General features: G+C 72.4%; 18 protein-coding genes. 13 read left to right on the top strand and 5 right to left on the bottom strand.

The window, feature by feature from the left end; genetic code table 11:
• The first annotated feature begins 21 nt into the window (after nucleotides 1–21).
• The 5 genes from aroH to der all read left to right on the top strand — a co-directional run bounded on the left by aroH (nucleotide 22) and on the right by der (nucleotide 4,627).
• Complete coding sequence (aroH, locus tag ACIHCL_RS30190; protein WP_399866877.1) at nucleotides 22–384, top strand: chorismate mutase; 363 nt, start codon at nucleotides 22–24, stop codon at nucleotides 382–384.
• Nucleotides 381–1,466, top strand: a complete 1,086-nt coding sequence (locus tag ACIHCL_RS30185) for a prephenate dehydrogenase (protein ID WP_399866876.1) — start codon at nucleotides 381–383, stop codon at nucleotides 1,464–1,466. Before aroH ends, ACIHCL_RS30185 begins: the two co-directional genes overlap by 4 nt.
• A 208-nt stretch (nucleotides 1,467–1,674) precedes the next feature.
• A complete protein-coding gene (cmk, locus tag ACIHCL_RS30180; RefSeq protein ID WP_399866873.1) occupies nucleotides 1,675–2,391 on the top strand; it encodes a (d)CMP kinase in 717 nt (238 codons plus the stop codon).
• Entirely contained in the window at nucleotides 2,388–3,047 is a 660-nt protein-coding gene (locus ACIHCL_RS30175; protein WP_399866872.1) for a lysophospholipid acyltransferase family protein, read from the top strand. The genes cmk and ACIHCL_RS30175 overlap by 4 nt, the downstream gene beginning before the upstream one ends.
• 110 nt (nucleotides 3,048–3,157) lie before the next feature.
• Nucleotides 3,158–4,627, top strand: a complete 1,470-nt coding sequence (der, locus tag ACIHCL_RS30170; RefSeq protein WP_399866871.1) for a ribosome biogenesis GTPase Der — start codon at nucleotides 3,158–3,160, stop codon at nucleotides 4,625–4,627.
• A gap of 71 nt (nucleotides 4,628–4,698) precedes the next feature.
• Here der and ACIHCL_RS30165 read toward each other — a convergent pair whose 3' ends face one another.
• Nucleotides 4,699–5,070, bottom strand: coding sequence for a hypothetical protein (locus ACIHCL_RS30165; protein ID WP_399866870.1), 372 nt, complete (start codon nucleotides 5,068–5,070; stop codon nucleotides 4,699–4,701).
• A 136-nt stretch (nucleotides 5,071–5,206) separates the two neighbouring features.
• Nucleotides 5,207–6,007 carry a hypothetical protein gene (locus ACIHCL_RS30160; RefSeq protein WP_399866868.1) on the bottom strand — a complete coding sequence of 267 codons (801 nt, stop codon included), beginning with the start codon at nucleotides 6,005–6,007 and terminating at the stop codon, nucleotides 5,207–5,209.
• A 353-nt stretch (nucleotides 6,008–6,360) separates the two neighbouring features.
• Between ACIHCL_RS30160 and ACIHCL_RS30155 the strand changes: the two genes are divergently transcribed.
• The 3 genes from ACIHCL_RS30155 (at nucleotide 6,361) to ACIHCL_RS30145 (ending at nucleotide 9,467) form a co-directional block, all read left to right on the top strand.
• The gene (locus ACIHCL_RS30155; protein ID WP_399866865.1) at nucleotides 6,361–7,644 is read left to right on the top strand and encodes a glycosyltransferase; all 1,284 of its coding nucleotides are present in this window, start codon (nucleotides 6,361–6,363) and stop codon (nucleotides 7,642–7,644) included.
• Nucleotides 7,641–8,510, top strand: coding sequence for a transferase (locus ACIHCL_RS30150; protein ID WP_399866863.1), 870 nt, complete (start codon nucleotides 7,641–7,643; stop codon nucleotides 8,508–8,510). The genes ACIHCL_RS30155 and ACIHCL_RS30150 overlap by 4 nt, the downstream gene beginning before the upstream one ends.
• A 741-nt stretch (nucleotides 8,511–9,251) precedes the next feature.
• Entirely contained in the window at nucleotides 9,252–9,467 is a 216-nt protein-coding gene (locus ACIHCL_RS30145) for an I78 family peptidase inhibitor (RefSeq protein ID WP_399866861.1), read from the top strand.
• 97 nt (nucleotides 9,468–9,564) lie between these two features.
• On the opposite strand, the gene ACIHCL_RS30140 is transcribed toward ACIHCL_RS30145, so the two are convergent.
• Complete coding sequence (locus ACIHCL_RS30140) at nucleotides 9,565–10,587, bottom strand: phosphatase PAP2 family protein (RefSeq protein ID WP_399866859.1); 1,023 nt, start codon at nucleotides 10,585–10,587, stop codon at nucleotides 9,565–9,567.
• 564 nt (nucleotides 10,588–11,151) lie between these two features.
• On the opposite strand from ACIHCL_RS30140, the gene ACIHCL_RS30135 reads away from it, so the two are divergent.
• Together ACIHCL_RS30135 and ACIHCL_RS30130 are read left to right on the top strand one after the other, a co-directional pair.
• Nucleotides 11,152–12,897, top strand: coding sequence for an MFS transporter (locus ACIHCL_RS30135; protein ID WP_399866857.1), 1,746 nt, complete (start codon nucleotides 11,152–11,154; stop codon nucleotides 12,895–12,897).
• Between the two features lie 152 nt (nucleotides 12,898–13,049).
• Entirely contained in the window at nucleotides 13,050–14,264 is a 1,215-nt protein-coding gene (locus ACIHCL_RS30130) for an acyl-CoA dehydrogenase family protein (protein ID WP_399866854.1), read from the top strand.
• Nucleotides 14,265–14,286: 22 nt separating this feature from the next.
• Here the strand turns inward: ACIHCL_RS30130 and ACIHCL_RS30125 are convergent, their stop codons facing one another.
• Complete coding sequence (locus tag ACIHCL_RS30125) at nucleotides 14,287–14,730, bottom strand: cell division protein SepF (protein ID WP_399866851.1); 444 nt, start codon at nucleotides 14,728–14,730, stop codon at nucleotides 14,287–14,289.
• A gap of 356 nt (nucleotides 14,731–15,086) precedes the next feature.
• Here ACIHCL_RS30125 and ACIHCL_RS30120 point away from each other — a divergent pair, with 356 nt between their 5' ends.
• The 3 genes from ACIHCL_RS30120 (at nucleotide 15,087) to ACIHCL_RS30110 (ending at nucleotide 18,206) form a co-directional block, all read left to right on the top strand.
• On the top strand, nucleotides 15,087–16,328 hold the full coding sequence (locus ACIHCL_RS30120) for a DUF5685 family protein (protein WP_399866848.1): 1,242 nt from the start codon (nucleotides 15,087–15,089) through the stop codon (nucleotides 16,326–16,328).
• Nucleotides 16,329–16,555: 227 nt separating this feature from the next.
• Nucleotides 16,556–17,458 carry a S1 family peptidase gene (locus ACIHCL_RS30115; protein ID WP_399866845.1) on the top strand — a complete coding sequence of 301 codons (903 nt, stop codon included), beginning with the start codon at nucleotides 16,556–16,558 and terminating at the stop codon, nucleotides 17,456–17,458.
• A 268-nt stretch (nucleotides 17,459–17,726) separates the two neighbouring features.
• Nucleotides 17,727–18,206: a hypothetical protein gene (locus ACIHCL_RS30110; protein ID WP_399866843.1), complete on the top strand. Its 480-nt coding sequence runs from the start codon at nucleotides 17,727–17,729 to the stop codon at nucleotides 18,204–18,206.
• An 87-nt stretch (nucleotides 18,207–18,293) separates the two neighbouring features.
• On the opposite strand, the gene ACIHCL_RS30105 is transcribed toward ACIHCL_RS30110, so the two are convergent.
• Nucleotides 18,294–19,190, bottom strand: a complete 897-nt coding sequence (locus ACIHCL_RS30105; protein ID WP_399866929.1) for a DUF4231 domain-containing protein — start codon at nucleotides 19,188–19,190, stop codon at nucleotides 18,294–18,296.
• Nucleotides 19,191–19,359: the final 169 nt, after the last annotated feature.

The raw sequence follows: 19,359 nt of genomic DNA, 5'->3' as shown, positions 1-19,359 counted from the left end.
CACGAGAGTCAGGAGCACGACGTGGCGGTTCGAGCGGTCCGCGGAGCCGTCCAGCTGGAGCAGGACGAGGCCGGGCACATGGCCGAGCGGGTCGGCGACCTGCTCACCGCCGTCCTGGAGCGCAACAGCCTGGTCGCGGACGACCTGATCAGCATCTGGTTCACCGCCACACCCGACCTGCACAGCGACTTCCCGGCCGCCGCGGCACGCGGGCTCGGTATCGTCGACGTGCCGCTGATCTGCGCCCAGGAGCTGGACGTCGCGGGGGCCATGCCCCGCGTGGTGCGGATCCTCGCGCACATCGAGACCTACCTTCCCAAGTCCGAGATCACGCACGTGTACCTCGGCGCCACCGCCGCCCTCCGCAAGGACATCGCCCAGTGAGAACCGCCCTCGTCATCGGAACGGGCCTCGTCGGCACCTCCGCAGCCCTCGCCCTGGCCGGGCGCGGCATCCGGGTCCACCTCGTCGACCACGACCCCGAGTCGGCCCGCACCGCGGCGGCGCTCGGCGCCGGTACGGACGAGGCGCCCGAGGGCCGCGTCGACCTGGCCGTCGTCGCGGTGCCGCCCGCCCACGTGGCCTCGGTGCTGGTCACCGCCATGCGGGACGGCGTCGCCCGCGGCTACCTCGACGTGGCCAGCGTCAAGGGGGGCCCGCGCCGCGAGCTGGAGGCGCTCGGCGTCGATCTCGCCCCGTACATCGGAACGCACCCCATGGCGGGCAAGGAGCGGTCCGGCCCGCTCGCGGCCACCGCCGACCTCTTCGAGGGCCGCCCCTGGGTCCTCACACCGACCCGCGACACCGACACCGAGGTCCTCAACCTCGCCCTGGAACTGGTCGCGCTCTGCCGGGCCGTCCCGGTGGTCATGGACGCCGATGCCCATGACCGGGCCGTCGCCCTGGTCTCCCACACCCCGCAGCTGATCTCGTCGATGGTCGCCGCCCGCCTGGCGGAGGCCGACGAGACCGCCGTACGCCTCTGCGGGCAGGGCATCAGGGACGTCACCCGGATCGCCGCGTCCGACCCGCGGATGTGGGTGGAGATCCTCTCCGCCAACCCCGGTCCGGTCGCCGACGTGCTGGCCGGGGTCGCCGCCGATCTCGACGGGACGGTGCGTGCGCTGCGTGCGCTGGAGTCCGCCGACGGCGACCGCCGCCGCGGCGGAGCCGAGGGCATCGAGGACGTCCTGCGCCGCGGCAACGCGGGGCGGGTGAGGGTGCCCGGCAAGCACGGGGCGGCTCCCGCCTCGTACGAGACGGTGTCCGTGCTCATCAGCGACCGGCCGGGCGAACTGGCCCGGATCTTCGCCGACGCCGAACGGGCCGGGGTCAACGTCGAGGACGTGCGCATCGAGCACGCCACCGGGCAGCAGGCGGGCCTGGTCCAGCTCATGGTCGAGCCGAGCACCGCCGTCGGGCTGACCGCGGCGCTGCGCGAGCGCGGCTGGGCCATACGGCAGTAGGCCGGCGCCCGGCAGCGGACCGGGACGGGCGGGGCGCGGAGCGCGGGACCGGGGCACGGGGCGGTGGAATCGGGCGGCGGCCCCGGGCGCGAGGGCCGGGGCGGTGTGCGGTTGTCCACAGGGGTGCGGAGGACCGGCTCGACACTCGGTAACCTTGTGCGGGGCGGGTTCGCGCGCCCCCGTTCGCCCACCCCGTGTCATCAGGAAGGTGTCCACCACCGTGGAAACCGCAAGCGCCGCCGCCCGGACGGCCCCGGCCGCAGTGATCGTCGCCATCGACGGCCCCTCCGGCACCGGCAAGTCGAGCACGTCCAAGGCCGTCGCCGCCAAGCTCGGCCTGAGTTACCTGGACACCGGCGCCCAGTACCGGGCGATCACCTGGTGGATGCTGAACAACGGCATCGACGTCGAGAACGCCGCGGAGGTGGCGACCGCCGCTGCCAAGCCGGCCGTCGTCTCCGGCACGGACCCGTCCGCCCCGACGATCACCGTCGACGGCGCGGACGCCTCGGGCCCGATCCGCACCCAGGAGGTCACCGCCAACGTCAGCGCCGTCAGCGCCGTCCCGGAGGTGCGCACCCGGATCACCGAGCTCCAGCGCGGCATCGCCGCCGCGGCCGAGCGGGGCATAGTCGTCGAGGGCCGCGACATCGGCACCACGGTGCTGCCGGACGCCGACCTGAAGATCTTCCTCACGGCGTCGCCGGAGGCGCGCGCCGCCCGTCGCAGCAAGGAGACCAAGGGCTCCGATCTCACCGCCACGAAGGAGGCGCTGATCAAGCGCGACGCGGCGGACTCCGGTCGCAAGACCTCCCCGCTGGCCAAGGCGGACGACGCCGTGGAGGTGGACACCACCGAGCTGACCCTCCAGCAGGTCATCGAGTGCGTCGTCACCCTCGTCGAGGAGAAGCGGACCGCGAAGTGACCCGAGCCACCACGGGCTCGCCCTCACCACGCGGCGCGGCGGTCGGACGCGGGATCGGGATCGGCCTGATGTACGGGCTGTGGAGGCCCCGTGTCCTCGGCGCATGGCGGGTGCCCGCCGGCGGGCCGGTCATACTGGCGGTGAACCATTCCCACAACATCGACGGTCCGATGCTGATGGGGACCGCACCCCGGCCCGTCCACTTCCTGATCAAGAAGGAGGCGTTCGTCGGTCCGCTCGACCCGTTCCTGCGCGGAATCGGTCAGCTGAAGGTGGACCGTGCGGCCGCCGACCGCACCGCCATCACCAGCGCCCTCGGGGTGCTGGCCGACGGCGGTGTCCTCGGGATATTCCCCGAGGGCACCAGGGGCGAGGGCGATTTCGCCGCACTGCGCGCCGGGCTGGCCTACTTCGCGGTGCGCAGCGGGGCGCCGATCGTGCCCGTGGCCGTCCTCGGGAGCGCCGAGCGCCGCGGCCGGCTGATGTCGGCGCTGCCGCCGCTGCGCAGCCGGGTCGACGTCGTGTTCGGCGACCCCTTCGAGGCGGCCGCCTCGAACGGCCGCCGGACCCGCGCGGCGCTGGACGAGGCGACGGCGCACATCCGGGCCCGGCTGACCGCCCACCTGGACGAGGCCCGGCGTTTCACCGGGCGCTGAGGGAGGTCCCGGGCGCCCGCGAGGGACCACGGGGCCTCTTTCGGTAAGACTTGAGCAGTGGGCCGCTCGACGGCGGCCCATCGATGATGAGGCAAAGAGGTACGGACTTCATGAACGACCAGATTCACTCCGGGGGCTCGGACCACGAGCACGGAGCACTTGGCGACGCCGAGTACGCGGAGTTCATGGAGCTCGCCGCGGAGGAGGGCTTCGACACCGAGGAGGTCGAGGGCGCGATCGACGCGGCGGGACACGGACCGCTGCCCGTACTCGCCGTCGTCGGCCGCCCCAATGTCGGCAAGTCGACCCTGGTGAACCGGATCATCGGCCGCCGCGAAGCGGTCGTCGAGGACCGGCCCGGCGTCACCCGCGACCGCGTCACCTACGAGGCCGAGTGGGCGGGCCGCCGCTTCAAGGTCGTCGACACCGGCGGCTGGGAGCAGGACGTGCTGGGCATCGACGCCTCCGTCGCAGCCCAGGCCGAGTACGCGATCGAGGCCGCCGACGCGGTCGTCTTCGTGGTCGACGCGAAGGTCGGCGCCACCGACACCGACGAGGCCGTCGTCAAGCTGCTGCGCCGGGCCGGCAAGCCCGTCGTGCTGTGCGCCAACAAGGTCGACGGACAGAGCGGAGAGGCGGACGCGGCCATGCTCTGGTCGCTGGGCCTCGGCGAACCGCATCCCGTGTCCTCGCTGCACGGCCGCGGCACCGGAGACCTCCTCGACGCCGTACTCGAAGCACTGCCCGAGGCCCCGGCGCAGCGCTTCGGCACCGCGATCGGCGGACCCCGCCGGATCGCCCTCATCGGCCGTCCGAACGTCGGCAAGTCCTCGCTGCTCAACAAGGTGGCCAACGAGGAACGCGTCGTGGTCAACGAACTCGCGGGCACCACGCGCGACCCGGTCGACGAGCTCATCGAACTCGGCGGCGTCACCTGGAAGTTCATCGATACGGCCGGCATCCGCCGCCGCGTCCACCTCCAGGAGGGCGCGGACTACTACGCGTCGCTGCGCACCGCCGCCGCCGTGGAGAAGGCCGAGGTCGCCGTCGTCCTGATCGACGCGGGCGAGTCCATCAGCGTCCAGGACCAGCGCATCATCACCATGGCCGTGGACGCCGGGCGCGCCCTGGTCATCGCGTACAACAAGTGGGACAACCTCGACGAGGAGCGGCGCTACTACCTGGAGCGCGAGATCGAGACGGAGCTGGCGCAGGTCGGGTGGGCCCCGCGGGTCAACATCTCCGCCGTCACCGGTCGCCACATGGAGAAGCTGGTCCCGGCGATCGAGACCGCGCTCGCCGGTTGGGAGACGCGTGTGCCCACCGGACGGCTGAACGCGTTCCTCGGCGAACTCGTCGCCTCGCACCCGCACCCGATCCGCGGCGGCAAGCAGCCCCGCATCCTCTTCGGCACCCAGGCGGGCACCAAGCCGCCGCGGTTCGTGCTGTTCGCCTCCGGCTTCCTGGAGCACGGCTACCGGCGTTTCGTCGAGCGCCGGCTGCGCGAGGAGTTCGGTTTCGAGGGCACCCCGATCCACATCTCGGTGCGGGTCCGCGAGAAGCGCGGCCGCAACAAGTGACACCCACGCCCACACGTGCGTGACGGAGCCCCGGACCGGTAGGGATACGGTCCGGGGCTCTGCCGCGTGGTTCAGACGCCCCGTGATCCCGGTGGCAGGGCGGCCTGGGCGCGTCCGGCATGCCGCCCCACCCGCTGCCAGGCGCCCGGACCGCCGGTATGGGCGGCCGAGCCGCCGCCATGCCGCCCGGAGGCCCCGCCGTGCGCGGCGGAGGCGCCGTGGACGGACAGGCCGGTGGAGAGGCCCGCCGGCTGACCGGAGGCATGGCCGTTCAGGGGGGCGCGCCCGCCGAAGGGCCCGAGGCCGAAGGCCACGAAGCCGAGATTCTCCTCACCGCTGCGGTCGCCCGGCAGCGCCCGGAACGACCGGCGGTACTCGGAGTACAGCGCGTCGTAGATCGGGGTCTGGGACTGACCGCCCGAGGGCTCCCGCGAGGGGCGCATGGCTGGGATCGGACTCGGGCGCTGGTGGGAGGAGTCGTATGAGTGCACGTATCTGCCAACGACCCCGAGGTCCGTCGGATGCGGTCCCGGCCGAGAATTAACTGTTCGCCGCAGCCCGAGCGCCCGGCGGACGTGATCAGGTTCCGGCCAGCGGCATCGCCACGGCGACCAGAAGGCCGTTCGCGGCGGCCTTGTCCAGGGCGTCGCGCATCAGATCCTCACGGGGCTGCTGGCCGATCGCCCCCGCCGGGGCGGCATAGACGAGCACCGTCCGCGTCTTGTTGGCCGCGGTGCGCCAGCCCTCGGTGACCTGGAGCGGGGCGTGCGCCTGCCACCAGGCGACCTGGGGCCCGCCGTTGGTGCCCGGCTGGAGCACGGCGTGCAGCTTGCCCATGGCGAGCAGGATCGACCAGCCGGGCAGGGCCGAGGGGACCTCCTCCATCCGGTGCACCGGATGGAAGCCCTGCTCCAGCAGCAGGTGCAGGAACTCGTCGCCCTGGCTGCCGTCCGTGCCCGGGCGGACGATCGCGCCCGTCGGTTCGACGACGAGGGCGGGGTGGAGATCGTCCCCGATCAGCACGAGTCCACTGGTGATCCCGAGGACGGCCTGCTCGGCGCCGACGCCCTCCGGCGGCGTCGGCCGCGCCCGCTGCTCCGTCTGCCCGCCGGTGATGCTGCGCACCGCGCCCTGCAACTGCTCCTCCGCGACCCTGACGACCTGCGAGGGGATGCAGCTCGCATGGGCGAAGGCCAGGACGGCGGTCTCCTCGCCGACGAAGAGGACCGTGCTGGTGCGTTCCTGTGCGGAGTCGCCGGGGGTGCGGCACGAGGTGCAGTCGTAACTGCCTGGGGCGTTGTCGCCGACGAGCAGCCGGTCGGCTTCGGCGTCGCCGATCTCGGCGCGTACGTCCTCGCTGACGTCGAGCATGCGCGGCACGGAAGGCTCCTCGAACTCGGTGCGTGCGCCGGGCGCTTCCCGGCTCATGAAAGGGACAACGGGCGATCCGCGGCCGGAGTCACGCGAGAAAGGGAACGTAATCGAACCATCTGACGGAAAGGGTGAATCTGACGATCCGAGGGGTGATTGCGCCCTGTACGTGACGGTTGGTGCCGAGTGAGATGGGCCAATCTGCTGAGCAATGGGCCGCCGATACATCGATAAATCAGGAAAACGGGTGAATGCGAGGATGGCCGAAACTCGTCCAGTGTGGAGTGAACCCGCAGTCGAATCGGCCCGTCCTGGCAAGTGCCGCCCGCCGTCGACCAGCGAACCAGGAGTCATGGCATTTCATGCACATTTCCTTCCTGCTCCACAACGCCTACGGGGTCGGGGGCACGATCCGTACGACGTTCAACCTCGCCGGGACGCTGGCCGAGCACCATGACGTGGAGATCGTGTCCGTCTTCCGGCACCGGGACGTCCCGGTACTGGGCGCCCCGGTGGGCGTCCGCCTCGGCCACCTCGTCGACCTGCGCAAGAAGAGTCCGTCGTACGACGGCGACGCCGCCGACCACGCCCGCCCCGCCTCCGTGTTCCCCCGCGGCGACAGCAGGTACCGGCAGTACAGCAGACTGACCGATGCCCGGGTGGCGGACCATCTGCGCTCCCTGGACGCGGATGTCATCGTCGGCACCCGCCCCGGGCTCAACGTGCAGATCACCCGGCAGGTCCGGCGCGGCCCGGTGCGCATCGGGCAGGAGCACCTCACCCTCGACAGCCATGGCTACCGGCTGCGCCGCGAGATCGGACACCGCTACGCCCTGCTCGACGCGGTCACCACCGTCACCGAGGCCGACGCCCGCGCCTACCGGACCGGGCTCAAGCTGCCCGGTGTGCGCATCGAGGCCATCCCCAACAGCGTGCCCGCGCCGCGGATCGCGCCCGCCGACGGCTCCGGAAAGTGGGTCATCGCGGCGGGCCGGCTGCACCGGGTCAAGCGGTACGACCTGCTCGTGCGCGCGTTCGCCGGCGTGGTCGCCGTCCGCCCGGACTGGCGGCTGCGCATCTACGGGGCCGGTGACGCGACCGGGAACGAACGCCGGGCACTGCTCGGGCTCATCGGCGAACTCGGCCTGCACAACCATGTGTTCCTGATGGGGGCGATCGATCCCCTGGAGGCCGAGTGGCCCAAGGGCTCGATCGCCGCGGTCACGTCGGACCGCGAGTCCTTCGGCATGACCATCGTCGAGGCGATGCGCTGCGGCTTGCCGGTCGTCGCCACCGACTGCCCGCACGGCCCCCGGGAGATCATCGGGGACGGCACCGACGGACGACTGGTGCCCGTCGGCGATCCGGGGGCGCTGACGGACGCCCTGCTCGGCCTGATCGAGGACGACGAGGCCCGGCGGCGCTTAGGGGGCGCCGCGCTGGCCGCGTCCGCGCGGTTCGATCCGGCGCGGATCGCCGAGCGCCATGAGCGGCTCTTCACCGAACTCGTCTCCCGCCCCCCGTGCGACCGCTCGCACGGCGCGCTGCGCACCACGCTGCACCGGGCCCGGAGCACCCTGCTGGACGGGGCGTACGCCCTGCGCCACAAGGCCGCCGACGTCATCCGCGCAAGGAGGTCCGCATGACCGTTTCCACGGATCGCACGACCGGCGCCGCGGAGCGGCGGACACCGAGGGCCGACTGCGTCGCGGGCCCGGACGGGACGCTCACCTTCGAACTCGACCTCCCCGGGCCCGGCCGCGACGGCGAGGTGTCCGAACTGCTCCTCCGGCTGCGCGGCGGCAAGGGCGACGGCGCCATGCTCCGGCTCCCCCTGGCCCCGGCCGGGGAGGGGCGGTTCCGGGCGGTGCTGCCGAGCGCGGTGGAGCCCGCGGAGGGCCGCTGGGACGTCCAGGTGCGCGGGCCGGGCGCGGGCGGCGGAGGGGAGGCGGCGGTCGAGCCCGGAATCAGGGACCTGCGGTGCCTCATGGACCGCACGCCCGAGGGCGGGCGGGTCGTGGTCCGCATCCCGTACCCGACCGTTGACGGCCGGCTCGCCCTGCACTGCTGGATCCGCTCGCCGCATGCCGAGGCCGGGCCGGTGACCTTCGACGGGAACGGGATGACCGTCCGGGGCGCCCTGTACGGCGTCCGGCTCGGTGACGGTGCCCGCGTCGAGGCGAGACGGGCCGGCGCCCCCGACCGGGTGTGCCGGGTCCCGGTCACCGGGGAGGAGGGTGCGTTCGCCTTCACGCTGCCGCTGGACCGCCTCGGGGGCGAGCCGGGGCGGGACGGGCGGCTGTGGACGCTCTGGCTGGTCCCCGGGGAGGCCGTCGGCGGAGGAACGGATGCGGTGCGGATCTCGCGCCTCCTCGATGATGTGTGGGACCGCAAGAACGTCTTCGTCTACCCGGGCCGCGACATCGGGGGAGGGGTGCGGGCCATCCCCTGCTACACGGGCGACAACGACCTCTGCGTACGGGTCGGGCCCGGGCCGGCGCCGGGCCGGTAGCGCCGTGACCGGAAGAGGGCACCGGCTCGCGGCGTCCGGTGCTTCCCCGCGCTCTCGGCCCTGTTCGAGCAGGGGCCCGGTCCCTCGCCGCGTCGGCGCGTCACCCGAGCACACCCGGTACGGATGATGCTCCGTTGTGTGCCGCACCGCCGCGTGGTGCGGCGCCCGGACGCCACGGGCTTCCCGGCACCCTCCCTGCCACGGCACCGGACCGGGTCCGGCCCATCCGCGCCTGGCACATGACGTCCGGCGGGCAGGTCCGCCGCGTCGCCGGAGCCGTCCGGGTCCGTCCCGTGCGCGAGAGGCCGTCGCGGGCGGCGTGGGCGTACCCGCTGCCCGCCCGGGTCTCCCCGTACCGCGACCGGCCGCCGCCCGCCCGGGCCCCGATCCCGTCGCCCTCCCGTCCCGTGATGCGAATTTTGTGACCAAAGGATAAGGGTGCCATAAGGAAGCGTGAATTCCTGATGGCGCGGGCGTTCGTGCCGGATTTAGGGCGGCGAAATTCCGACCTCTTCCGGTGGTGTATTCAGCAATTTTTCCCGGTCTCTTCGCGTGCCCTTTCGCGGGATTTCCGCTTACTGTCCGTCGGGTCGCGGACCGCGTGTTCCGGGCGGGTGATCGTGACGGAGCGGATGTCGTGATCCTGTGACACAAGTGTGACCGGCGGGGGGTGTGGGGATGCCGTGCGACGGTCTCGGCCCCGGCTTTCCCCGCGGCGCCCGGCCGCCTACGGTGAGGGGTATGGCGTCCCAGTCGAACCCTCCCGTCCAGCCCGACGACTCACCCGGCGCGTACGTCGGACTCGACGCCGACACGGCCGAACGGCGGGCCCGCGAACGTGGCTGGACCACCGTCAGATCCCTGCCGCCGGGCACGATCATCACCATGGAGTTCCGGGCGGGGCGGATCAACTTCGAGGTCGCGGACTCGGTCGTCACCCGCTGCTGGGTGGGCTGAGTCCCGGCACGGGGAACGTGTGAGGGCCCCGACGCGGTCGGGGCCCTCACACGTGCGGGAAGCGGGGTGTGCGTACCGCCTCGCCCGTCTCGGCGGATCAGCCGCCGGTCACCGGACTGGCCGGTGCCGCTCCGCCGTGCGTCACCCGGTCCGGGTTCGGCGGGCGGCGGCTGCCGACCGGGGTGACCGGGGCCCGCTCCGAGCGCGGCAGGTGGATCTGGTGCGACGGCGCGGGCGCATGGGCGCGCGGGCGTGTGCCCGTGACCGTGGGGGCCGCCGTGTGTCCGCCCGCGCCGGCCGGTTCCAGGACCGGGCTGCCGCCGTCCGGCAGCGGGAGCGTCTCGGTCCGGGGACCCGCGACCGTGACGGGCGCGGCGGGCACCGGACGGCCCAGCCCGCGCAGGCCCTCGCGCTGGGCGAAGATCCATGCCTCCGTCCGGGCGATCAGCGGCTCGACCCAGGGCAGCCCCAGCAGGATCAGCAGCCCCGCGGCCCAGCCCAGCAGCACGTCGCTGAGCCAGTGCGTGCCGAGGTAGACGGTGGTGAGCCCGACGCCGAGCGAGACGATCGCCGACAGGGCCGACAGATAGCGTCTGGCCCTCGGGGTGGTGGCCAGATAGGCGAGGATCCCCCAGGTCACCACAGCGTTGGCGGTGTGACCCGAGGGGAATATATCGCCGCCGGCGAAGAGCTCCGCGGAACCGATCTGGGTCGCGTAGTGCGGGCCGAGCCGCCCCAGACCGATCTTCACCGCGCCGACCGTCGCGTTCAGCAGCAGCAGTGCCGCACCGAGCGTCAGCAGGGGGCGGAGCGTGTGCTGCCGCCAAGAGCGCCAGCCGAGCCAGCAGGCGACCATGGTGGCGGTCGGACCGCGCTGGCCGAGCACGACGTAGTAGTCGAGGAACGCATGGATGTCCGGCCATTGCTGATACGGCCGGAAGAGCATGACCTTCCAGTCCAGCGCCACCAGCCAGGAGGAGACCAGCACGGCGACGACGATGGCGACGTAGAACGCCAACGTGCCGCCGAAGAGCGCGACGCGGTGACGGCTCATCCGTGGCGGCTCTATCTTCGGCGGCTCCGGCTCCCGGTCCAAGCGGGCAAAGATGTCGGTACGCACCCAATCGACGTTACAGCGAGTGAGTTCGCGACCAGGACATTCAGGTCTCTTTGTGATGACGATGTGATGTGGGCTGCGTCTCGGCGCGCCTTAATTCCTGACCCGGAGAAGCGTATCGGTATGCCTGCACCCCTTTCATTTCGCACTCATTTCGGAAGGGTGTTTGCCGAGGGTGGAAGTGCCTGGCGGGCGGTGGCATGAATTCAACCGGCACCCCGGGAAGTGAAACGGACGGTGTTTGCCCGGTCACCGGACGCTCGGCCCCGCAGGCCCCGGCTGCTGACGGCGGGCCCGACGATCGCCGGGCGGCGCGGAGCGAGTACCTTCTGTGCCGGGCACGGAGATCGTCGGCGCGGGCGGGAGGGGGCGAGCACGGCCCGCGGCGTGGCGCAGGCCACACCCCACTGCTCAACCGCGTATGAGGTGGACCACGTGTGAGTTCCCCGAACTCGCGTACGCTGACGGACCACTCGCCTGTCGATGCCGGGCCCCGAGAGGCGGCGCGGGCCCGCCGTGTTTCCGGCCGGCCCGCCGATCGCGAGGGACCTTTTGGGAGGTACATGCATGTCCGGGACGACCAGAGCCCGAGCCCGGTCACGCCCGGCGGCCGGCGGTGCCAATCGATGGGTCGTCCTCGTCGTCCTCTGTCTCAGCCTGCTGCTCGTCGCGCTCGACGCGACCGTGCTCCACGTCGCGGTTCCCTCCCTCACCGAGGACCTGCGGCCCAGCGCCGTCGATCTGCTGTGGATCGTGGACGCCTACCCGCTGGTCTGCGCCTCGTTGCTGATCCTCTTCGGGACACTCGGCGACCGGGTCGGCCGCCGCCGCGTCCTGCTGCTCGGTTACGCGCTCTTCGGCGTCGCCTCGGCGGCCGCCGCGCTGGCCGAGGCCCCCGGGGTGCTCATAGCGGCGCGTGCCCTGCTCGGGGTCGGCGGGGCGATGATCATGCCCGCGACGCTGTCGATCCTCCGCCAGGTCTTTCCCGACCGCCGCGAGCGGGCCGTGGCGATCGGCGTCTGGTCGGCGGTCGCCGCCGCCGGGGCCGCCACCGGGCCGGTGGTCGGTGGCTTCCTCGTCGAGCACTTCTGGTGGGGTTCGGTCTTCCTGATCAACATCCCGCTGATGGCACTGGTGCTCCCCGTCGGCCGCCTGCTGCTCCCGGAGTCCCACGGCGGCGGCGACGGTCCGTGGGACGTGTTCGGCGCGCTGACGGCCGCGGCCGGAGTGCTCGGGGTGGTGCTCGGAGTGAAGCGGGCGGGCGCCGGGGAGGGGCTGCTCAGCCCGACCGCGCTGATACCGCTGCTCGTCGGGGCGGGGCTGCTCGTCCTCTTCGTGCGCCGTCAGAGACGGCGTACGCATCCGCTGATCGACATCGGGATGTTCGCCAGGCCCGCCTTCTCCACCTCGGTCGGCTGCATCATCCTCGCCATGCTGGCCCTGGTCGGTCTCCAGCTGATAGCCGTGCAGTACCTCCAGCTCGTCCTCGGTCTGAGCCCGCTGGAGACCGGTCTGCGGCTGCTGCCGCTCACGTTCGCGGCCGTGGCCGCGGGCGCCACCGGCTCGTACACCCTGCACCGCCTCGGGCCGCGCCGGATGGTCGGCTGGGGATTCCTGCTCACCGCCGCCTCGGTGCTGGTCCTGACCGCGATGGGACGGCACGACCGGCCCGCCCTGCTGGCCGTGGCCTTCGTCGCACTCGGCTTCGGGCTGCAGACCACGCTCTTCGGGGCGTACGAGTCCATGCTCAGCGACGCCCCCGCCGACCGGGCGGGCGGCGCGGCGGCGATCGGCGAGACCTCCTACCAGCTCGGCGCGGGCATGGGGATCGCCCTGCTCGGCAGCGTCATGAACGCCGCGTACGCCCCCGGACTCGCGAAGCTGCCCGGCAAGGGCGTCTCCGCCGCCGACGGCGAGGCCGCCGCGCACTCCCTCGGTGAGGCGTACCAGGTGGCGGACCGGCTCGGCGGCTCGCTGGGAGAGACGCTGCGGAACACGGCCTCCGGCGCCTTCATCACCGGGCTGCACGTCACGCTGCTGGTCAGCGCGGCCCTGCTGCTGTTCGGCGCACTTGCCGCGCTGCGGCTGCCCCGGAAGGCGGAGGAAGCGGCTCCCGGACCGGACGCCCCGGCCCCCGCGCCCGAGGACCCGGTGTCCCGCGCACCGGAGCGGGCCGAAGAGGCGGACGAGCCGTCCCCCGAGGTCCCCGAAGCGCGCCGGGCGCCCCTCCCGGGCCCCGCGCGGCGCCCGCTGCCGAGGCCGGCCCACCGCCGGACGGCGCAGGCGGCCGGCTCTGGACGGGCGGGACACTGAGCCGTAACGTCGGCACGACGTCGTGACCGACACCGCTGGTTTCCGGCCGGTCCATGATGCGGAAGCGGGACCGGCCGGGTGCGCGCCCGGCTCCGCGACGCCGCGCGTGCCGTCCGGCCCCGACAACGCGCGAGCCGCCCGGAGGCACTCCCATGTCCACCACCCCGTCCTCGAAGCTCCCGCCCTTCGACCCCGCCGACCCCATCGGTGTGGACGACCTGCTCGGCACCGAGGAGCTGGCCATCCGCGGCACCGTCCGCGACTGGGCCGCCGACCGGGTCCTGCCGCACATCGCCGAGTGGTACGAGAAGGGCGAGCTGCCGGGCATCCGTGAGCTGGCCCGCGAGCTCGGATCGCTCGGCGCCCTCGGGATGTCCCTGGACGGGTACGGCTGCGCGGGCGCCACCGCCGTCCAGTACGGGCTGGCCTGCCTCGAACTCGAGGCCGCGGACTCGGGGATCCGCTCGCTGGTCTCCGTGCAGGGCTCGCTCGCCATGTACGCCATCCACCGCTACGGCTCCGAGGAGCAGCGCCAGCGGTGGCTGCCGGGCATGGCCGCAGGCGAGACCATTGGCTGTTTCGGTCTCACCGAGCCGGACCACGGATCCGACCCGGCCGGAATGCGGACGTACGCCAGGCGCGGGAGCGGGGGCGACTGGGTGCTCAACGGCCGCAAGATGTGGATCACCAACGGCTCGGTCGCCGGGGTCGCCGTCGTCTGGGCGCGCACCGACGAGGGCGCTGAGGGCGCGGGGATCCGGGGGTTCGTCGTCCCGGCCGGCACTCCGGGCTTCTCCGCGCCCGAGATCAGGCACAAGTGGTCCCTGCGGGCCTCGGTCACCAGCGAACTCGTCCTCGACGAGGTGCGGCTGCCGGCGGATGCCGTGCTGCCCGGGGTCATCGGGCTGCGCGGTCCGCTCAGCTGCCTCGGCCACGCCCGCTACGGCATCGTCTGGGGGGCCATGGGCGCGGCCCGCGCCAGTTTCGAGGCGGCGCTGGACTACGCGCGGACGCGGGAGCAGTTCGGCAGGCCGATCGGCGGCTTCCAGCTCACCCAGGCCAAGCTCGCGGACATGGCCGTGGAACTGCACAAGGGCATTCTGCTCGCCCACCATCTGGGGCGGCGGATGGACGCGGGTACGCTCCGCCCGGAGCAGGTCAGCTTCGGGAAGCTCAACAACGTGCGGGAGGCGATCGAGATCTGCCGCACCGCACGCACGATCCTCGGCGCCAACGGGATCTCGCTGGAGTACCCCGTGATGCGCCACGCGACGAATCTGGAGTCGGTCCTCACCTACGAGGGGACCGTGGAGATGCACCAGTTGGTGCTGGGCAAGGCGCTCACCGGTCTCGACGCGTTCCGGTAGGACGGGTCGGGGAGCGCCCTGATCAGCTCTGGTTGAAGAAGCCGTCGGCCGGCCGGCCGACGGCTTCGCCGCTGAGCACCCGGGTGTCGGCCGGGGTCAGCAGGAAGACGCGGGTGGCCACCCGCTCGATCGAACCGCGCAGGCCGAAGGTCAGTCCGGCGGCGAAGTCCACGACGCGCTTGGCGTCGGCGGGGTCCATGGCCGTGAGGTTGACGATCACCGGTACGCCGTCCCGGAACAGCTCCCCGACGGCCCGGGCGTCCCGGAAGCTGTCCGGGGTGACGGTGGCGATCCGGCGGTCCGTCGCCTCGGCCTTCGCGGGGGCCGTCTGCACCCGGGGGTCGGTCACCCACGCCTGACCCGTCCCGGTGTGCGCGACCTCGGCGTACTCGTCGTCGTCGTAGTACCGCTCGTCGTTGTCCTCTACGAGGCCCAGCCAGGCACTCGCCCTGCGCACCGATCCCATGGACGCCTCCTCTCACGCGGTTCCGTGTTGCTCCGCATCTCTTTCGTATCCCTATGGTCGTCCATGATGCGGATCGTGCGCCAAGTGGATAGTCGGCGCGCAGGGGATTCGTGACGGTACTGGTGCAGAAGATGTGGCGGTTCGTCAGGGAATGTCCCGTATTGATAGTCCGAAAGAAAGAAAATGTGATGCACCGGTCCATGTGGGTGACGGGAAGCACGTCCGGGTGAACGAATGGCTCGATTACGATGCACGTCGCGCACAGGTACGAGTCCGGTGCGACAGCAGCGGACGACACTCGGGGGATCGTCGTGTTCGGAATAGTCAGGCCGTGTGTCCATCGACTGTCCGAAGGGATGCGGACCGAGTGGATGGCCCATCTCTGCGGGCTCTGCCTCGCACTTCGGAAGGACCACGGGCAGTTCGCCCGCGTCGTCACCAACTATGACGGCCTGATCGTCTCGGTCCTGACGGAAGCTCAGTCCGAGCGCACCACCGGATGGCGCCGCACCGCGGGGCCCTGTCCGCTGCGCGCCATGCGGACCGCGCCGGTGGCCCGGGGCGAGGGGGCCCGGCTGGCCGCCGCCGTCTCGCTGGTGCTGGCCTCCGCGAAGGTGCGGGATCATGTCGCGGACGGAGACGGCTGGATGAGGCGCCGTCCGGTCGCCGCCGCCGCGCGCCGGGTCGCCGCCGGGTGGGACCGCGCGGGCGCGCGCACCGGGGCGCAACTCGGCTTCGACACGGCGCTGCTCGTCGACGCGGTCGACCGGCAGAGCGGCATCGAACTGCTCGCCGGCCCCGGGACGCCGCTGCTCACGGTCACCGAGCCGACCGAGACCGCCACCGCCGCGGCCTTCGCCCACACCGCGGTACTCGCCGGCCGGCCGGACAACGCGGAGCCGCTGGCGGAGGCGGGCCGGCTCTTCGGGCGCCTGGCGCATCTGCTGGACGCCGTGGAGGACCAGGAGGCTGACGCGGCGTCGGGTGCGTGGAACCCGCTCACCGCGACCGGCGTCTCACGGGCCGAGGCCCGGCGACTGTGCGACGACGCCGTGCGCGGCGTACGGCTGGCACTGCGCGACGCCGACTTCACCGACGGCAGTCTGGTCCATGTGCTGCTGGTCCATGAGCTCCGGCAGTCCGTGAACCGGGCCTTCGGCACCACGGCGTGCGGGCACCGGACCGAGGGCGCGGCCGACGGCGCGGCCGGGTACGGGTCCCTCCGCGGCACGCTCCCGGACGGCACCCTCCCGTCGCCGGTCACCGGGCCGGCCGGATCCTATGGGCCGCCGCCCGGCAACCCCTACGCCCCGAGTCCGGGCAACCCGTACGCCCCGGGCCCCGGTGGTCCCGGCGGCCCGCCGCTGCCCCCGCCGGGGCCGCCGCGCGACCGGCGCGGGCTGATCGCGGGCTGTCTGGTGTGGATGGGGCTGGCCTGCACCTGCCAGATGTGCTGCGGCACCTTCGAGGACCCGTGGACCGGTCAGCGCCGCGAGGGGCTGTGCCGGCAGTGCAACTGCGGGGACTGCTGCGAGGGGTGCGACTGCTGCTGCAACTGCGGGGACTGCTGCGAGTCCTGCGACTGCTGCGACTGCTGAGACTTCTTCGCGGTGGGGTCGTCCCGATCCGTCGGTGTCCGGCCGGATCGGGACGAGGTCAAACCGGCCCCCTTGCGCGAGAAGTTGAGGCCTTGAATACTCCCGTGCAGCGCTTGTCAGGAACACGGCATGTTTGCTCCTCGGTGGGCCGCCGTGCGAACGACTGCGCCTCACGGGCCCGACCACCCCACAGGCGGGCCCCCGACTTCCCTCGGGAGGAACGAAAAGTGAGGATCAAGCGCACCACCCCCCTCAACCGCACCGTCACCAGACGCGGACGGGCCGTCGCCGTCGCCGCGGGCCTCGTCGCCGTCGCCGCCCTCACGGTTCCCAGCGCCCAGGCCGACTCCACCGCCACGTTCAGCGCCGGCCGGATCGCCGCCGCGAGCGACGCCGTGCTCAAGGCCGACGTGGCGGGCACCGCCTGGAACGTCGACCCGCAGACCGGCGCGCTGGTGGTCACCGCGGACCGCACGGTCTCGCAGGCCGAGATCGAGCGGATCAAGCGGACCGCCGGGGCGAACGCGGGTGCCCTGCGGATCGAGCGCACCTCCGGAAAGCTCAGCAAGCTGCTCTCCGGCGGCGACGCGATCCACGCACCCGGCTGGCGCTGCTCGCTCGGCTTCAACGTCCGCAGCGGCAGCACCTACTACTTCCTGACCGCAGGGCACTGCACCGACGGCAACCCGCCCTGGTACACCAGCTCCTCGCAGACGACCCGCATCGGTCCGACGGTCGGCTCCAGCTTCCCGACGAACGACTACGGCCTCGTGCGGTACGACAACGCCTCGGTCCCGCACGACGGCACCGTGGGCAACGTCGACATCACCGGCGCGGCCGACGCCACGGTGGGCATGGCCGTCACCCGCCGCGGCTCCACCACGGGTATCCACAGTGGTTCCGTCACGGGCCTCAACGCCACGGTGAACTACGGCAACGGGGACATCGTGTACGGCATGATCAAGACCAATGTGTGCGCGGAACCCGGCGACTCCGGCGGCCCGCTCTACTCCGGCACCAAGGCGATCGGGCTCACCTCCGGCGGCAGCGGCAACTGCTCCTCCGGCGGCACCACGTACTTCCAGCCGGTCACCAAGGCGCTCAGCGCGTACGGGGTCAGCGTCTACTGACCGCGCGGGGGCCGGTGCCCTCCCGGCCCCGCATGCCTCTTCGCGCCCGTGACCGATGTTCGAACGCCAGACGGTCCTGTCCTCGGGTGACCCCTGAAAAAGAGCGGAGTCCCTGCCCGAATGCCGGGCGGGGACTCCCGCTCCCCCCATGCCTTTTGAGAGGATGTGGGGCAGGTCGGTCATGCAGGAGCAAACGGGGGCGGATGCTGTGCCTCCCGGAGAAGTCACTCCGGGAACCCCCGGCAGACAGCTCAGGGGGCGCGTATCCGTGAATCGCATCGGAGTGACCGGTCATCGCAGCATTCCCCGGGAGGCCCACGCGCATGTGCTGGCAGGGCTGGAGGCGGCCCTGTGCGGCTTGGAGGGCTCCCTGGAGGCGCTCTCCAGCCTGGCGGTGGGAGCGGATCAGCTCTTCGCCGACCTCGCCCTGGCCCGTGGCGCGGAACTGACCGCGGTCATCCCGAGCGGCGACTACGAGTCCTCCTTCGCCGACGCGGCCGAACTCGCACGCTACCGCGCCCTCAAGAAGCGCGCGGCCCGCGAGGTCCGGCTGGACTTCCCGCACTCCACCGACGAGGCGTACTACGCGGCGGGCGCCTACATCGCCGACCACTGCGACCGGCTCCTCGCCGTGTGGGACGGCAGGCCCGCCCGCGGTCTCGGCGGAACGGGAGACATCGTGATGTACGCCCGCAGGCTGGGCCGCCCGGTCACCGTGATCTGGCGCGAGGGCGTGGAGCGCGGCTGAACTCCGGCGCGGCCCTTGGCCCTCGCGTCCGGCGGCGGCCCGACGGACGCCTCGTTCCGGCCCGCTCCCCGTGGCGCCGGCCATCCGTCACATCTGGTGGCGAGCGAGCCAGTCGGTGTGCTGCGGGGAGACGATGCGCTCGGTCTCGAACACCGCACGCGGCCACTGCCGCTCGGTCAGCGTGGTCTCCATCGCCACCTGCATCGACTCCAGGTCCTCCTCCACCAGGGAGTGGGCCGAGATCAGCGGGTGGTGACGGCGGATCTCGCTCCACGCCAGACAGGCCGCCGCGGCGGCCGACAGGACCCCGGTCAGGGCGAAGGACTGCATGACGGAGAACGTCCGCAGCAGGGCGAACAGCAGGGCCAGCGCGGTCAGTACGGCGATCGTGCTCGACCAGAGCAGGGTGGCCCGCCGTGACACCTCCTGGCGTCTGCGGTACCACGTGCGCTGCTCGATCAGCCGGTCGCGCACATACGTCTCCTTGCGCACGGTGAACGCCTTTTTCCGCAACTCCCGCATGGACGCGGTGATCAGCCCGCCCGAATCCGTCGTCAGTTCGCGGGGATCGGCCCAGCCCACCTTGCGCAGTTCCTGAAGTCCCTCCTCCAGGCGGTTGGCGAACACCGCCTCGGGGTGCGGGACGCTGGTGTCGAAAGGCGCCCCGTGCACCGAGTAGCGCCAGCACATCGACTTGATGAACTCCGCCGCCGAGCGGTTGAGCTGCCAGTGCGACTTCGCACGGCGCCGGGTCGCGACGAATGCCGTGACCAGGACACCCGTGTAGGCCAACACACTCAGGGCATCGATGAGTTGGAACACTCCGCCGGGCTCGGCACGCCAGGGCAGCGCCGCCGGTACCGTGCCCAGGACCAGCAGGATCAGCTGGACGCGGGTGGTGTTCACGGCCTCCCGCTGGCTCGCGACGGCGATCGTGTCCGTGTGGTGGAAGAGCTCCGGCAGGTCAGCGTTCCTGAACACCATGCTCTGGAGCGGTCCCGGAATCGCCGTCATGGTCACTCCCCGTCTGCGGCTGTGGAGACGTTCTGCGGTCGTGGGGGCATGAGGGTAGGTGCAGCCATCGGGCGCGGCAACGGTACCGGTCGCGGCAACGGCCCTTTTCGGACCCGCCGTGCTCCGTTCCGACCCGTCC

Origin of the sequence: Streptomyces sp. NPDC052042, from assembly GCF_044548345.1 — a bacterium.
Lineage (GTDB): Bacteria > Actinomycetota > Actinomycetes > Streptomycetales > Streptomycetaceae > Streptomyces.
Note: the sequence above shows the minus strand (reverse complement) of the source record. Positions and strands in the feature narration are given on the sequence as shown.

Bases quoted from the DNA above. Each gene is read 5' to 3' on its own strand.
- ACIHCL_RS30120 (WP_399866848.1), top strand. From the start codon at position 15,087: ATGCGGACCGAGTGGATGGCCCATCTCTGCGGGCTCTGCCTCGCACTT.
- ACIHCL_RS30125 (WP_399866851.1), bottom strand. From the start codon at position 14,730: ATGGGATCGGTGCGCAGGGCGAGTGCCTGGCTGGGCCTCGTAGAGGAC.
- ACIHCL_RS30130 (WP_399866854.1), top strand. From the start codon at position 13,050: ATGTCCACCACCCCGTCCTCGAAGCTCCCGCCCTTCGACCCCGCCGAC.
- ACIHCL_RS30165 (WP_399866870.1), bottom strand. From the start codon at position 5,070: ATGCGCCCCTCGCGGGAGCCCTCGGGCGGTCAGTCCCAGACCCCGATC.
- ACIHCL_RS30105 (WP_399866929.1), bottom strand. From the start codon at position 19,190: ATGGTGTTCAGGAACGCTGACCTGCCGGAGCTCTTCCACCACACGGAC.
- der (WP_399866871.1), top strand. From the start codon at position 3,158: ATGAACGACCAGATTCACTCCGGGGGCTCGGACCACGAGCACGGAGCA.
- ACIHCL_RS30155 (WP_399866865.1), top strand. From the start codon at position 6,361: ATGCACATTTCCTTCCTGCTCCACAACGCCTACGGGGTCGGGGGCACG.
- ACIHCL_RS30150 (WP_399866863.1), top strand. From the start codon at position 7,641: ATGACCGTTTCCACGGATCGCACGACCGGCGCCGCGGAGCGGCGGACA.
- ACIHCL_RS30135 (WP_399866857.1), top strand. From the start codon at position 11,152: ATGTCCGGGACGACCAGAGCCCGAGCCCGGTCACGCCCGGCGGCCGGC.
- ACIHCL_RS30145 (WP_399866861.1), top strand. From the start codon at position 9,252: ATGGCGTCCCAGTCGAACCCTCCCGTCCAGCCCGACGACTCACCCGGC.